We start from the raw sequence: 15676 nt of genomic DNA on the forward strand, positions 1-15676 counted from the left end.
CAATACGATGGAAATACGATAAAGTTATATAGTGAAAAAAATTATTTTAAAGAAGACTAAATATGATGATGTAGGAATACAAAAATCATATAAAATTAATTACCAGCACGATTTGAACCTTAGCCAATTTGAAGCAGTCATGCATAATAAGGGTCCGGCCTTAGTGATTGCCGGAGCAGGCACAGGCAAAACTCGCACTCTAATTTACCGCGTTTCGCGATTGATTGAAGACGGCATCCCGCCGGAATCTATACTCTTGTTGACTTTTACTCGCAAGGCATCGCAAGAGATGCTTTCCCGTGCAGCACTTCTACTTGATGGACGGGCAGAAAGCGTCTCTGGAGGCACTTTTCATTCATTTGCGTCGTTGATTTTGCGGCAATATGCTCAAGTTATGGGCTATGCCTCAAATTTCACTATACTCGACCAGAGCGACTCGCAAGATGTGATAAATTTACTGCGTCATGAATATACCGGGAAAAATGAGAAGCGGAGATTCCCTACTAAAGCGACTATCAGCAAGATTTGGAGTCTCGCCGTAAACACGCAATCGAGTGTTGATGATTTAATCCAAGACCAATTTCCATGGTATTTGAATGATACGGACAAAGTCAAAGAGCTGATTTTCAAGTATATCGAGTACAAGAAGCGTTATCAATTGATGGATTATGATGACCTATTGCTGAATTTACTTTTTCTGATGAAAAATCATCCCGATGTGCTTGAGAAAATCAACAAAAAATATACTCAGGTCATGGTGGACGAATATCAAGATACCAACAGATTGCAACATGAGATAATACTTTTTTTGGCAGGAAAAAATCAAAATATTCTGGCTGTAGGCGACGATGCCCAATCAATTTACAGCTTTCGTGGAGCAAATTACCAAAATATAATGTTCTTCCCGAATTCATTCGAGGAGTGCAAGGTTTATAAAATTGAAGAAAATTACCGTAGCATTCAGCCGATACTGAATTTCAGCAATACACTGATGAGTTCGGCAATATTCAAGTATGAGAAAAATTTGTTTTCCAAACGCGAATCTTCCGAAATGCCGAAAATCATAACTATGCAAACGGAGAGAATGCAATCAAAATTTATCGTCCAGCAAGTGTTGGAGCATCGCGAAGAGAACATTCCACTCGAAGACATGGCGATATTATTCAGGTCATCATTCCATGCATTTGATTTGGAAATCGAACTCGAAAAAGCAAATATTCCTTTCCGAAAATTTGGCGGACTGAAGTTCATGGAAGTTGCTCACGTAAAAGATATAATCGCATATTTGCGAATTTTGGCAAATCCGATTGATGCCGTAAGTTGGCAACGCGTTCTGAAAATATTGCCCGGCGTTGGACCAATGACAGTTGACAAGGTGCTCGAACAAATTTCGGACAACCAAGTCAATACATCTGATTATACGCAATTAGACAGCGGTTTGCGTTCGTTTGAGCACATTCACAAATTGTTCAAAAATCTTGGCGATGTTTCAAAATCGAAATTGAGTATAGCCGATAAAACCGCCCTATTGACCGAATATTACCGACCTTATCTGCAAGAAAAGTATGACGATTGGCAAAAGCGATGGAAAGACCTCGAAACATTGATTTCAATTTCTGAGCGCTATCGTTCCTTGGATAATTTCCTGAATGAATTATCGCTCGACCCGCCCAATGAATCGGTATCGGAATTGACACCGGAATCGAAAGAAGAGGAATATCTCACACTTTCGACCATTCATTCTGCAAAGGGGCTCGAATGGCGAGTCGTGTTTTTGATTTGGGCTTTGGAAGGGAAATTTCCATCTTCAAAATCGTCTGATTCGATAGACCAAATGGAGGAAGAGCGACGATTATTCTACGTGGCTTGCACTCGTGCTAAGGATTATCTGTATGTCACATATCCAACTAATATTTTCGACCGAGAATCCGGATTTGTGTTGAGCGAACCATCTCGATTTCTTGAAAATATCAATGATGAGTTCGCCGAAAGATATGTGGTTTCCGAGGAGGACGACGAAGAGTGAGCCGGAAACGCATACTTTTTCTGACGACACGATTCCCCTATCCCCCGATTGGTGGCGATAAATTGAAAGCATTCAATATGCTCAAAATTTTAGCGAAACATTATGATGTGAAGATGATTGCTTGGAGTTATCGAAATTTGCCGAGTGTTTCCGATTTGGAAATAGTCAAATCGCTCGGTGTTGAAGTCGAAGTTTTAAAATTCGACCCGGCTAAAGGTGCTTTAAATTGTGGATTGAAATTATTTTCCAAATTGCCTTTCGAGATTTCCTTTTATAATTTGAGTGAGTTTCAGTCAGCGGTTTTAAAAAGCGTGAAAAATGATAATATTGATGTTGTTGTCGCCTTTTTCATGCGTTCAGGAGAATTTGTCAAGGACTTAGATATAAAAAAACTCTTAGTTGCCGAAGATTGCCGAACATTATATCAACAACGTTCATACGAGCAAACAGACAAGTTTTTGCAAAAAATCGTAAGATACCACGAATGGAAAAAGCTGCAAAAGTATGAAATGGAAATGATGGACAATTTCGATGCTGTAAGTTTCGTAACCGAGCATGATATTTCGAGCATCAGAAACATCAATCCAAGCGGAAATTATCAAATTCTGACAAATGGAACTGATGTAGAGCATTATAAAGACAGCTCCGTACGCGAACCCAAAACCTTACTTTTTGCAGGAAAGATGAACGTACATTCAAACCAGATTTCTGCAATTCAACTCGCTAAGGAAATTTTTCCATCTGTTGTGAAAGCTGTTCCGGATGTCAAATTGATTATTGCCGGCGCTGATATGAATGCGGAAATCCGCAGTCTTGCATCGGAAAATATCGAAATTATCGAAAATGTAGGTGATATGCTTTCGCTCTACCAAAGAGCCACAATATTTATCAATCCGCACCGAGGAGGCTCCGGAATACAAAATAAACTTTTGGAAGCCTTATCTTGCGGCTGCCCGGTTGTAACGACTACAACCGGCAATCAGGGAATCAACGGAGTTGACGGGCAGCATTTAGTCATCGCAAATGATAGCAATGATTTTACACAGAAAATAATAAAACTGCTTGGCGATGAAGATTTGCGAGCCAAAATTGGCGTTGAGGCAAGAAATTTGATTCTCCAAACTCACACTTGGGATGTGGTCGAATCACAACTTTTATCAATTATGAATGGAATTTTAGATGAATAAATCGATATTTTTTGATAGAGACGGAATTATTAATAAACGGCTCGTGGACGAATATGTCTGCAAAATCGAAGATTTTGAATTGATGGAAGACATCATCGATATTTTGAAATATGTAAAAATGAAAGAATATCTGGCGATTGTGGTTACAAATCAGCAGGGAATTGGCAAGGGCTTGATGAGCGAAGATGATTTGATTTTAATTCATGACCATATGCAAAATGTTTTGCAAGAACGAGCAGGAGAAAGATTTGACGCTATTTTTTATTGTCCGGAACTTGCCGAAAGTAATCATCCACGCCGAAAGCCCAATCCAGGAATGCTATTGGAAGCGATGGAATTGTATGACATTGACCAAAAGCAGTCTTTGATGATTGGCGATAGCATTTCGGACGCTCAAGCTGCTATTAATGCCGGAATAAAGTGCATTTTAATCGGTGATTTTGAATTTCAGCATTCAGATGTTAAGGTTTTGCCTGACTTGGAAAACTTACTTATAAATATTAATCAGTTTATTACGTGATTTTAATTTTACGATAGAGAAGTTTGCAAATATGTTTGAAATGGCGATAGAATTTTTGAGTACCGTTCCTTGGTATTGGGTACTTGTAATAGCCTTCCTGACGACACTTATAGAGAATGTTTTCCCTCCCGCGCCCGGTGATTCGATTTTGGTATTTACCGGTACTCTAATCGGAATAGGCGTAGTGGGATTTGTACCTTTACTTTTAGTTTCGACGCTTGGTTCAACTCTCGGTTTTGCCATTATGTTTTACTTTGGTTCAAAGTTTGACCGTGCAATCATGGAATCCGGTCGCTTTAAGTTTATTTCCCGAGAAGCCTTGATAAAAGTAGAAAAGTGGTTTCAAATATATGGCTACAGACTTATAGTCGCAAATAGATTTTTGTCCGGAACACGCGCCGTAATTTCATTTTTTGCCGGAATGTCAAAGCTAAACTTTACCAAAACTATAATTCTATCTGCACTAAGCTCTCTAATTTGGAATTCGATTTTGTTATATTTCGGATATGCGTTTGGGGATAATTGGGAAAAAATAGACGAATACCTTTCGCTATATGGCAAGATTATATTCCCTGTTGCTGGATTAATTATCGTATTTTTTATAGTTCGATGGTTTATAAATAATAAGAACGGTTCCAACGGTAAAAATAAAAAAGAGCCTCAGGAAAAACCTGAGACTCTTTAAGAAATCTTAAAATTTGTACTTTATCTTGTTATGTTAAACGGATTGATAAATGCTTTTTCGCCAATTTTAACAATTGCAAAATATTTACCTGATGCAAAATTACTGATTGAGCGTTCCAAATTCAATTGCGAACCACTAATCATACCGAGATTTTCACTTACTAACAAGTTGCCTTTGATGTCACGTATTTCGAATTCTGCATTTTGATTACTATCGAAATCGAGTGTGATTTGGATAAAATCTTGTGCAGGATTGGGCGAAATTTTCATCACGCTTCCTGAGTAAATGCTTTTGACATCGCCACCTAACATAGTCGTGAAGCTTCTTGTTTCTGACCATTCTGAAACATTAATACCATCAGTTGACAATACTCTCCAGTAATATGTTGTGTATGATTCAAAACCGGATAATGTAATTGAGTTGGTTTCTGTTTGATCTGATATAAATGTTTCATCGAAATTTTCATCTTCAGCAATATCAATTATCCAAAATGTAGCATTTTCGTCATTTTCCCAAGTGAATGTGATATTATTTAATGGTAAATCTTCACTACCATCAGCAGGCTCAAGCAATGTAGGCGGGTCGAGTACAACTACTTCACCTTCGATAACAAAGTACCATGTTTGCGACCATTCAGACCAAGCTTCACCATTATTAACTTGCACATGCCAGAAGTAATTTCCGGGTTCTAACTCATAATCAAATTCAAGAGTATTTGTCATACGTGGGTACTCAAAATAAATAACGTCTGTGAAATTCATGTCGGTAGCTACTTCAATTTTCCAAGAATAATCTACTCCTGCAGCTTCTTCCCAAACGAGTGTAGGCATATTTGTTTCAACTACTTCGCCATTTGTAGGGCTAATTAGCATTGGCGGGTCAGGTACTGTTATATCATCAGGAACTTTTGTTTTGAAATTCCAAATCGAGGAAAATTCTGAAATTTCCTCACCTCTGATAGACCTTACTCTCCAATAATATGTAGTTCCGAATTCAAGTTCGTAAACATTTTGTGATGTAGCCGAAATTGTAGCTTCAAAATCCATAATGCTAAATCCGGGATTTGATGAAACTTGCACATGATACATAATTTCGTCTTCAGCTTGTATCTCGTCGGTATCTTTGTCAATAGCGACCACACCCTGAGCTTCCCATTCCAAAAGCACAGGTAGTTCGAGGTCAACCGAATTATTGGCAGGCGAAAGCAGTGTCGGTGGCATCAATTCAATAGTTCCGCCGATTTCAGAATAAGTTACGCTCTTAGTATAAACCGGGGTCCCCGGGAATCCGATATAAGAAACAACAATATCGCTAATTGTTAATATTGGCTGAGTTGAAGTAGATGCATGCCAACCATAGTTCGTCATTTCAGTTTTGATAATCATTGGAGGAAAACCTTCCATGACATATACAGTATCGTAAGTTGTTGATTCGTAATAAAGCCTGTAAACATTGTCATATTGCATTCCTGCAGGCATTTTAAGAGTACCGTATGCATCGTATTCGACCATCGTTTCACCGTAGCGATTCATTTCCATTTCACCTTCTTCTGTTTCAATATAAAACGTTGATTTATAGTTCGCTGAGAATTTGTCGTTGAATGAAAATGGAAATTTCAAATGTTGGTCATAAGGAGAATCGATGATTTCGTATAATTCAAAAGCACCGATTCCGAGCCTGAAGAATCCTTCCGATGTTTCACGATAGAATACAGCAGCAGTGTCAGTCATTTGTGCAATTGTTGCTAAAGGGAATTTGTCCTTTTGAGGAGCAAAAGCAGGGTCAATATATTCTAAAACAGTCATATAATCAGAACCACTCAAACGAGTCAGAGATGAAAAGTCCCAATTAATGTTAGCTCCCGAATTACCTTGAACAACTCCAACGGTATCGCAATCGTACAGTACAAATTTGTCTCCAATTTCCGGCATTATATCTCTCACAATAGTTGGTTGAGAGTATAAATGGATAGATGATAAAATGAAAACGACAAAAAGTAAACTAATTCTTAACATAATACCTCCAAATTTATTAATAGATGTTTTCAAAAATAAAGATAGTTTGGACAAAGTAAAAATTTATTTTGTTCTAAAACCTAAAACAATCACACAATTCTACGATTCTAACCAAATTCGGCATTAAATTTGTAACTATTTAAACGTTATAAACGTCTATTTGGTATAGAATTGTAAGGTTTCGACATTTTTTTTGACTATTTGTATTTTTTTAGTTTTGATGAGAGGAATTTTGATTTGCATTTGAAAAGAATTTGAAAGATTTTAGGTTTCTTTCGTCATATATAATGATGTGATTTACACGTTGCAGAATATTTGTTGATAAAAAAACAGAAATTTATTTTGTACTTTAGAAAATAATACTTAATTTTGAAACATGAGAAGTACAATATTAGTGATTCTTATAGCGATGGGATTGATTACAATCGGTTTAGCTTCCGATAGTATATTGCAGTCCTTTACAGCCGAATCTTCCGGCGACAATGTTACCGTCAAATGGACGACATCTGACGAGTCTGTCATCAAACGTTTTGAAATCGAGCGCTCAGTAGGCGACGAAAACTACAAACGTATCCATTCTGTATTAGCAAAGGGTTCGCCCAGCAACTACAGTTTCCGTGATGATGAAGCATTCATGAAAGATGACTTCGAATACACCCCTGATTTGCAATCTCAAAACTTTTATAGTTACAGAATCAAAATCATTGCAAATGATAATACTGCCACATTTAGCGATGTAGCTTATGTAAAGCATAACACAAGCAGCATAAGACGCACTTGGGGCATGATTAAAGAAATGTTCAGGTAAGACCTCCTCAATGACTCAAAACAATTTATATCGTGTCATAGTTTTGGCATTTTTTTTCGTTTTGTTTAAACCCAACATTTCACTTTCCAAAGACGACCACCACAGTAACAAATGCGGATTCCACCTTATCCATTCTACCGATGGCAGAGATGCTTTGATGCGTAGGGTTGACTACGAAAATGGAGTTCCTAAAGTCGGGCAAAAAACTCATATTTCACCGAAAGGTGTTTTCATTATTCATTATGACATTACCGGATTGAACGCTCCCGATTTGAAAGATTCGAATATGAATGGCGTGCCTGATTACATTGACTCCGTAGCATATTACATGGACAAGGCGTACGAATTGCAAGTTGAACAATTGGGTTATGTCTCCCCTGCTCCTGATGGCGGCAGACGTGGCACTCATGAATATGATATTTATATTTGGGATTTGGGCAACAGTGACGACGACCCAATGCACCCAAACTATCATGCGGGAGGATTATACGGTTATACTTGGTTTGATGAAGAAATTGACTATGTTGACTCACCCGGATTCGATAAATTTTATTCCTACATCGTCCTTGATAATGATTACAGCCCAACGGATTCGATACGTCCTCAAAGCCAACCAAGTCGAGCCAGACAAGCATACAGCACATTTGGAATGGAAGGACTAAAAATAACTGCTACCCATGAGTTCCAACACGCTATTCAATTAATGTACGGCAGAAGCTTTCCGGCTTCGATTGGCATTATGGAAATGTGCGCTGTTTCGATGGAAATGAGGCAATACCCCGAAATCAACGATTATCTTCAATATGTTCGACATATTTTTAACAATATGTCTTCGTATCCTTTTGGCGTTGATAGTCCCGATATGGGCTATGGTTACTCGCTTTTTGCAAAATATTTGATTCTAAACCATGGCGATAATGTTTTGAAAAGGCTTTGGGAATTGGTCGGCAATAAAATTGAAGTTTATTCTGCCTTGGATAGCGCCCTCAAGGAAATAAGCACAGATTTGAAGAAAGAATTGTTCAAATTTTCGGAATGGGCATATCATACAGGCAGTCGTTCTGTTGAAGGTTTGTACTTCCCAAATGCCTCGAGTCTGCCCGAAATCAAATTCTTCGGGACTCAAGTTTATTCGAGCCCTTCTGTGTCAGATTCGCGAACTTTAGACCCATTGGAGATCCGTTCACTACGGTATATTTTCAAAAACGGGAAAGACATAACCAATGACACTGTCGATGTGGTGCTTGTAAATTCGGATTTGAATGCGGCAAAAAACCAGTTCAAAATTAAGCGCGATTATTTTGTTGGCATTTCCGAATCGCAGCAAAGCGGTTGGGAAGCATTACCAAATCTGAATTATTATTATACTGTCGAATCAGACCATGAATTCCTCAAATCAAAAATATACGTACGCAAAGGCGACGTTTTATTCGAGATTGATTATGCTTTCCCGAATTCGTTTAATCCTGAAATTGACGAAGCACTACATTTCCCTGCTCCCGAAGGCTCAAATTTGTACGAAAATTTGGAAGTTATCATCTACAATGCCGATATGGTTGCACTGAAAACCGAGAAATTGGCTGTCGGTTCATTCAACGGACGGAAAGTGTTGAGTTGGACTAACTTTCCGAACGATTTGGCAAATGGAATTTATATTTATGGGATTTATCATAAAGATGATTTGAGTGTAGGCAAATTTACGGTACTGAAGAAATGATTATGAGAGATTTCCTCTTCAAAACAGATGCGATAGCCAAATCTTATACCGGCAAAAGTTTCATTTACAACAATTTTTCAATTGAAATCCGCCCGGGCGATGTGATTGCAATTACAGGCGAAAACGGCTCAGGCAAATCAACTTTGCTGAAAACTATGGCAGGAATCATCAATCCAAGTCGTGGCAAAATCAGCTTTACCAAAAATGGAAATGAGATAGCCGCAGATGACCATAATCTTCATTTTGGATTTGTTGCACCATACGTAAACTTGTATGAAGAATTTACACCAATCGAACAATTTGAGATATTTTGCAAATTGAAGGGAATCCCCATAGACCTTGGATTATTCGACAATCTGATGCTTGAATTCAACTTGCACAAACATGCCCACAAGGAAATCCGAAATTTTTCCTCCGGAATGAAGCAAAGGATGAAATTCATTTTAGCTTTGGCACATGATACGGATTTGCTGTTTCTTGACGAGCCGACATCAAATTTAGACAATACAGGCATCGAAATCGTCGGTGAATTAATAAAAAGGAAATCATCAAATTCTTGTGGCATTGTGATCGCTACAAACGAGGACAGAGAAAAACGGCTATGCAATGCTTTTTTCGATTTGATGGATTATCAATAATGCAAGGAATCCTTATGCGTTCAATATTATTATTTATTACTGCAATCGTTGTCATATCTTGCACCGAATCAAATGATTTGAGAAGCAATCAGATTGATACACAATCTCATTTTGAATTTTTGTCAACAGTAGAATTCCCCACAGAATTGTCTTGGTGTGGCGAAAAAGTACCTTTAGATGACCCTGAAGTTCGCGAGCGCGCAGAAAGAGAATTTTATATGCTGCTACAGCAACCCGGTCAAATCATACTTTATTTGAAACGCTCCGGTAGATTTTTCCCGATGTTCGAAAAAATTATCAGCGAGAATAATATGCCGGATGATTTGAAATATTTAGCAGTTGCCGAAAGCGCCCTATATCAAGCCAAATCAAGTGTTGGTGCAATAGGTTTGTGGCAATTTATGCCAGCAACCGCAAAGTTAATGGGATTGCAAGTCGATGACAACATTGACGAAAGACGCCATCCGGAGAAAAGCACGCGTGCAGCAATGAAGTATCTGAAGGACGGCTATAAGAACCACAAATCGTGGATGTTGACAGCTGCCGGATATAATATGGGACACTCCGGAGTGCAAAGCAATCTGAGTTTCCAGAGTACAGACAATTATTTTGATTTGCATTTGAATGAGGAAACTTCCCGATTCATTTTCCGAATTGCAATTATAAAACATTTCATGCAAAATGCTGAAAAATATGGATTCAAATTAAAGAAATCCGATTTGTACCCGCCCGATGAATATGATATTGTTAAGGTTGGAAGTGCAGTGCCTGATTTATCCGCATGGGCAAAAAGCATGGGCTATAATTATAAGCAAGTCAAAATGCTCAATCCTTGGATTTTGAAACGCTCTCTGCCGAATCCTCCCAAGGGCAAAGTGTTTGAAGTTGCTGTACCGAAAAAATAAGACCAAAATGGAAAACACGAAAATATATATCGGAACTATTACGGGAATCAGAGGCTATGGCGGCGAAATGAAAGTCAGCCACTTAGACATTGACGACGTTCATTTACCGCCTGACACAGAGGTTTATATAGGTTATTCGCCAAATTTTTCGATTACTTACAAGGTTGTCAAATGGCGACAAACCAAAAAACAAGCCAAATTGGAATTAAAGGGTGTGGATTCCGATGAAAAAGCTATGCAATTCATGGAAGCGGGCATTTTCATTGAAGAAGAAAAATTACGAACGATTTCCCCTGAAATTCAAATTACATCCGATTTCATTAATATGAAAGTGATTGATGCCACTTCCGGTGAGGAATTGGGCGATGTTATTGATTATTGGCAATTACCCGCAAATGACGTGATTGTGGTGAGCGGAACCAAAAATGATTTCAATGTACCAAATGTGCCGGAATTCGTCGAAAAAATTGATTACGCAAATAAGAAAATATTTATCAATGTTATTCCGGGTTTGATTGATTGATATGCCATTAATACGAATAGATATAATCTCGGCTGTACCGGAAATAATGGAATCGGCAATCAATGCAAGTATAATCAAAATTGCACGCGAAAAGAAAATTGCAGAAATCAATCTACATAATTTGCATGATTACGCTACCGACAAATATCGCCACATTGACGATTATCCTTTCGGAGGTGGTGCAGGCATGGTCATTCAATGCGAACCCGTGTTTAGTTGCATTGACAAATTGAAAACAGAGCGGGATTATGACGAAATCATCTACATGGCAGCAGATGGTGTACGTTTGACCCAAAGCCATTGCAATGAATTGTCCTTGAAAGGCAATTTAATCATACTTGCAGGGCATTACAAAGGCGTTGACCAAAGGGTACGAGATGCTTTGATTACACGCGAATTTTCCATCGGCGATTTTGTTTTGAGTGGTGGCGAGCTTCCGGCGATTGTTCTTGCAGATTCGATTGTTCGCTTGCTCCCCGGAGTAATTGGAGATTGCGAATCGGCTCTGCATGACTCATTCCAAAGCGGATTACTCGAAGCTCCGATTTACACCAGACCGGCAGACTTTCGCGGAATGAGAGTTCCGGATGTTTTGCTTGGAGGGCATCCCATTCATATAGAGGAGTGGCGACATCAACAATCATTGAAAAAAACTGCCGAAAGACGCCCCGATTTGCTCCAAGATAATAATTAATCCCTTTTTTCGACTACTAAATAATATTTTTTAAACATAAATCGGAATTTTTCGATGATTAAATTTATTATTTCACTGACAATTTTGCTTTTTATCGCATCAGAACTATTCGCTGAACCCACGAGATTACTCAGATACCCCAATACTTCCGAAGCAGACATTGCATTTGTTTATGGTGGTGACATCTACACTGTGCCTCTATCAGGCGGTATAGCCAGACGATTGACAAGCTCCGAAGGAATTGAGCGCTACCCGCGATTCTCGCAAAACGGCTCCGAAATCGCCTTTACCGCCGAATATGACGGAAGCAACGAAGTTTATGTAATGCCTTCGAGCGGTGGAATTCCACAGCGGCTCACTTACAGTCACACTGAAGCAAACGTCGCCGAGAGGCAAGGTCCCGACATTATTATCATGCAATGGACTCCGGACGGTGAAAGCATTTTGTATCGTTCTCGCCAAAATAGCTGGAATATCCTTGTCGGGCAATTATACACAGTCGGCAAAGCGGGTGGCTTGCCTGTTCAGTTGCCATTGCCTCGTGGCGGATTCGCTTCGATGAATTCCGACGGCACAAAGTTGGCTTACAATCGCATTTTCCGCGAATATAGAACTTGGAAACGCTATAGTGGCGGTCAAGCTGACGAAATCTGGATTTATGACCTCGCCACCGGGCAAAGCGAAAACATTACTAACAATGACTTCCAAGATATTATTCCCATTTGGCATGGTGACAAAATTTATTATCTTTCAGATAGAGATTTTACGATGAATTTATTTTCCTACGATTTGAACACGAAACAAACTCGAAAAATCACCAATTTTGATTATTATGATGTGAAATTCCCTTCAAAAGGCAAAAATCATATCGCATTTGAAAATGGCGGAAATATTTATTTAATGGATTTAGCAAATGAAAATGTCCGCCAAATAAATATTGAAGTTAAAGAAGATTTTCCGCAATTACGCACTTCATTGGTGACAGTGAAAGATAGAATTACAAGTGCTGACATTTCCCCAAGCGGTGCACGTGCACTATTTACAGGGCGAGGCGATTTATTCACCGTTCCTGCTTCCAAGGGAAATATCCGAAATCTTACAAGCACTTCCGGAATTCATGAAAGAAGCTCAGTATGGTCGCCTGACGGCTCATTGATTGCATTCATCAGCGATAAAAGCGGTACAGATGAAATATATATCATAAAAGCTGATGGAACGGGCGAAATTAAATTGACTAATGATGGAAATTTTTATCGTTATGGATTGAAATGGTCGCCGGACAGCAAGAAATTAATATCATCCGATAATACTCGCAATTTATATTATATTGATATTGTAAGCAAAAAGCAGACTAATATTGCTAAGTCAAGATTTTGGAGTTTTTCCGATTTTGATTGGTCGCCGGATAATCAATGGATTGCTTACACAAATTATACAGACCGCCGCACAGGAATGATTTATATTTATTCGCTTAAAGATAATAAGAGCTATCCCGTTACAAATGAATTCTTTAACAGCTACGGAGTAGAATTTTCTCCCGGAGGACGCTTCTTATTTTTCATTTCTGACCGTAATTTTAAACCAAATTTTGGGGCTTTCGAATATAATTTCCAATATTCGGATATGTCTAAAATATATGGTGTTACGTTGCAAGACACAACATTAAATCCATTTGCAGTATTTGAAAGTGACGAAGAAAAGGGCGATGAGAAAAAGCCAACCAAGAAAAAGGAAAAAGCAAGTGCCGAAAACCCGATAAGAATAGATTTTGAAGGCATAGAAAGCAGAATATTCGAATTTCCTGTTGCAGCGGGAAATTATTCCAATTTGACTGCGACAATGAATTATCGAATGTATTTTGTACGGAGTGCATCCGGTCAAAAGCCTAAGTTCTATTATTATGATGCAGTTAAGCGCGAAGAAAAAGAAGTTGGTGAGTTTTCGCAATATGTAATTAGTCATGATGAAAATTCAATTTTATTCAAATCGGGCGAAGATTATTATATTTCATCTCTGAAAGAGAATATTACAACTAAAGAAGGGAAATTAGATTTCAAAGATATGCAAGTGATGCTTGACCGACGTGCAGAATGGAAGCAGATTTTCAATGAATCTTGGCGCCACATGAAGCACTTTTTCTATGACCCGAATATGCACGGATATAATTGGGATTCCTTGAAAATTAAATACGAGCAGCTTCTCCCCTACGTAACTCACCGAACTGATTTGACTTACATTATCGGAGAAATGATTGGCGAACTCGATGCCGGACACGCTTACGTAAGTGGTGGCGATATGCCGAAAGTGACTGCAGTGCCAATCGGGTTATTAGGTGCCGATTATGAATTTGACAAATCTTCAGGATTTTACCGAATAAAAAAGATTTACGAAGGAATGAATTGGGAAGAAAATTTGCGTTCACCTCTGACTGAACCCGGACTGAATATAAAAAATGGTGATTATATTGTTGCAATTAATGGAGTTACGCTCAATCAATCACGCACTCCATTTTCTGAATTAATTAATAAAGCTGATAAATTTGTCGAAATTGAAATTAATTCCAAAGCCTCTCGTGATGGAGCCAGAAAATTAAATATTAAAACACTAAAATCCGAGAAAGATTTGCGATATTATGATTGGGTGGAAACAAATCGCCGCAAAGTTGATTCAGCGACAGGCGGAAGAATTGGCTACGTGCACATTCCGGACATGTCACCATTTAATGGTTTGAACTGGTTTGTACGTTATTTCTACCCACAGACCAAAAAAGAAGGTATGATAATTGACGACCGCTATAACGGCGGTGGCAACGTATCTCCGATGATAATCGAAAGATTGCGCCGCGAATTGGCAATCGTCAAATACGGTCGCAACCAGGACGAAATCTTGACAAATCCCGACGCAATCATGACCGGACCAATGGTATGCCTGATAAACGAGCAGTCCATGTCCGACGGCGACCTCTTCCCCTTCCAGTTCAAGCGTTTGAATTTGGGTCCTGTAATCGGCAAACGAAGCTGGGGTGGCGTTGTCGGCATATACGGCTCATTGCCTCTGCTTGATGGCAGCGACGTCCGCAAACCCGAAGTAGCGAACTTCAGCCCCGACGGCAAATGGATTCTCGAAGATGTTGGTATGGTGCCGGATATAGAGGTGGACAACGACCCTTGGAAGGAATATCACGGAACGGACGAGCAACTCAATCGGGGAATTGAAATAATTCTCGATTTGCTCAAAACCGACACCAAGCCCAAGATTCCGGCTTTGCCGCAATTTCCTGATAAAAAGAAAGATTTTGGGAAATAATTATAGGTTTTAATTAATTGCTTATTTGTCTAAACTTCGTTATGCTTTAAAGTATAACGAAGTTTTTATTTATTTGCACATATACCTCATATGTAGCATCAACAAACATTCAGTGTTGAAAAAAAGTGCAATATTTTGAAAAATTATCAAAAAAAATGTAACTTTTCGAAATTTGATTTGTTGTTTGGAAATAGAGATATACTATTGTTGAAAAAAGTTTTTTGAAATGGAATGTGGAAACAATCAAAGTGGGATTTTGATGCTTAGATTTTACGACATGGGGCTTATAAGGTATCCGCTCAATTGCGAGAGAGGTAGTTTATGATTGTTCGATGAACACTCGAAGAACGGGGAGCTTTGAGGGTGGCTCGATTCCCAAGCGGCTATACGTTTTTGGAATTTATAAAATTAATAAATTTAAATACTTTTAGGAGCTATTATGAAAATCGTACTTACCTTTTTAATCACCTTATTCATTTTGGTGAATACATCATTTGTACAAAGCCAAACGCCAAGTTTGTTTTTTTTAACAAAATTCAATGATGTTGATTTGCAAAATAAGATTTCAAGCTCAATCAATCTAGGCGATACATTATTATTTGTTACCTCTGAAAATAATGAGCGATACCTTCATATTTGCTTTGATAATAAA

12 protein-coding genes and 1 pseudogene are annotated in these 15676 nt (G+C 38.5%); 12 read left to right on the forward strand and 1 reads right to left on the reverse strand.

Translation table 11 applies throughout. The annotated features are described in order from the left end of the window. The first annotated feature begins 31 nt into the window (after nucleotides 1-31). The 4 genes from M9949_07520 to M9949_07535 are packed head-to-tail and all read left to right on the forward strand — an operon-like array spanning nucleotide 32 to nucleotide 4418. On the forward strand, nucleotides 32-2026 hold the full coding sequence (locus M9949_07520; protein MCO5251256.1) for an ATP-dependent helicase: 1995 nt from the start codon (nucleotides 32-34) through the stop codon (nucleotides 2024-2026). After that, complete coding sequence (locus tag M9949_07525; protein ID MCO5251257.1) at nucleotides 2023-3213, forward strand: glycosyltransferase family 4 protein; 1191 nt, start codon at nucleotides 2023-2025, stop codon at nucleotides 3211-3213. Before M9949_07520 ends, M9949_07525 begins: the two co-directional genes overlap by 4 nt. Beyond that, complete coding sequence (locus M9949_07530; GenBank protein ID MCO5251258.1) at nucleotides 3206-3733, forward strand: HAD family hydrolase; 528 nt, start codon at nucleotides 3206-3208, stop codon at nucleotides 3731-3733. The genes M9949_07525 and M9949_07530 overlap by 8 nt, the downstream gene beginning before the upstream one ends. 40 nt (nucleotides 3734-3773) lie before the next feature. Further along, nucleotides 3774-4418: a DedA family protein gene (locus tag M9949_07535; GenBank protein ID MCO5251259.1), complete on the forward strand. Its 645-nt coding sequence runs from the start codon at nucleotides 3774-3776 to the stop codon at nucleotides 4416-4418. Nucleotides 4419-4438: 20 nt separating this feature from the next. On the opposite strand, the gene M9949_07540 is transcribed toward M9949_07535, so the two are convergent. Next, the gene (locus M9949_07540; protein ID MCO5251260.1) at nucleotides 4439-6433 is read right to left on the reverse strand and encodes a hypothetical protein; all 1995 of its coding nucleotides are present in this window, start codon (nucleotides 6431-6433) and stop codon (nucleotides 4439-4441) included. Nucleotides 6434-6809: 376 nt separating this feature from the next. On the opposite strand from M9949_07540, the gene M9949_07545 reads away from it, so the two are divergent. From M9949_07545 to M9949_07580, 8 genes and pseudogenes are all read left to right on the forward strand, one after another. Beyond that, entirely contained in the window at nucleotides 6810-7241 is a 432-nt protein-coding gene (locus M9949_07545; protein ID MCO5251261.1) for a hypothetical protein, read from the forward strand. Between the two features lie 10 nt (nucleotides 7242-7251). Further along, on the forward strand, nucleotides 7252-8958 hold the full coding sequence (locus M9949_07550) for a hypothetical protein (GenBank protein MCO5251262.1): 1707 nt from the start codon (nucleotides 7252-7254) through the stop codon (nucleotides 8956-8958). A gap of 98 nt (nucleotides 8959-9056) precedes the next feature. Beyond that, nucleotides 9057-9596: pseudogene (locus M9949_07555) on the forward strand (ABC transporter ATP-binding protein). A gap of 14 nt (nucleotides 9597-9610) precedes the next feature. Further along, nucleotides 9611-10501: a lytic transglycosylase domain-containing protein gene (locus M9949_07560; GenBank protein ID MCO5251263.1), complete on the forward strand. Its 891-nt coding sequence runs from the start codon at nucleotides 9611-9613 to the stop codon at nucleotides 10499-10501. Between the two features lie 7 nt (nucleotides 10502-10508). Beyond that, complete coding sequence (rimM, locus tag M9949_07565; GenBank protein MCO5251264.1) at nucleotides 10509-11024, forward strand: ribosome maturation factor RimM; 516 nt, start codon at nucleotides 10509-10511, stop codon at nucleotides 11022-11024. A 10-nt stretch (nucleotides 11025-11034) separates the two neighbouring features. Next, nucleotides 11035-11718 carry a tRNA (guanosine(37)-N1)-methyltransferase TrmD gene (gene trmD, locus M9949_07570; GenBank protein MCO5251265.1) on the forward strand — a complete coding sequence of 228 codons (684 nt, stop codon included), beginning with the start codon at nucleotides 11035-11037 and terminating at the stop codon, nucleotides 11716-11718. A 54-nt stretch (nucleotides 11719-11772) separates the two neighbouring features. Continuing rightward, nucleotides 11773-15024 (forward strand): PDZ domain-containing protein, encoded by a 3252-nt coding sequence (locus M9949_07575; GenBank protein ID MCO5251266.1) that lies wholly within the window; start codon nucleotides 11773-11775, stop codon nucleotides 15022-15024. A 439-nt stretch (nucleotides 15025-15463) separates the two neighbouring features. After that, nucleotides 15464-15676 (forward strand): hypothetical protein (locus tag M9949_07580; GenBank protein ID MCO5251267.1); only part of this gene is annotated, 213 nt, incomplete at its 3' end.

It is taken from the genome of Candidatus Kapaibacterium sp. (genome assembly GCA_023957315.1).
Taxonomy (GTDB): domain Bacteria; phylum Bacteroidota; class Ignavibacteria; order Kapaibacteriales; family UBA2268; genus PGYU01.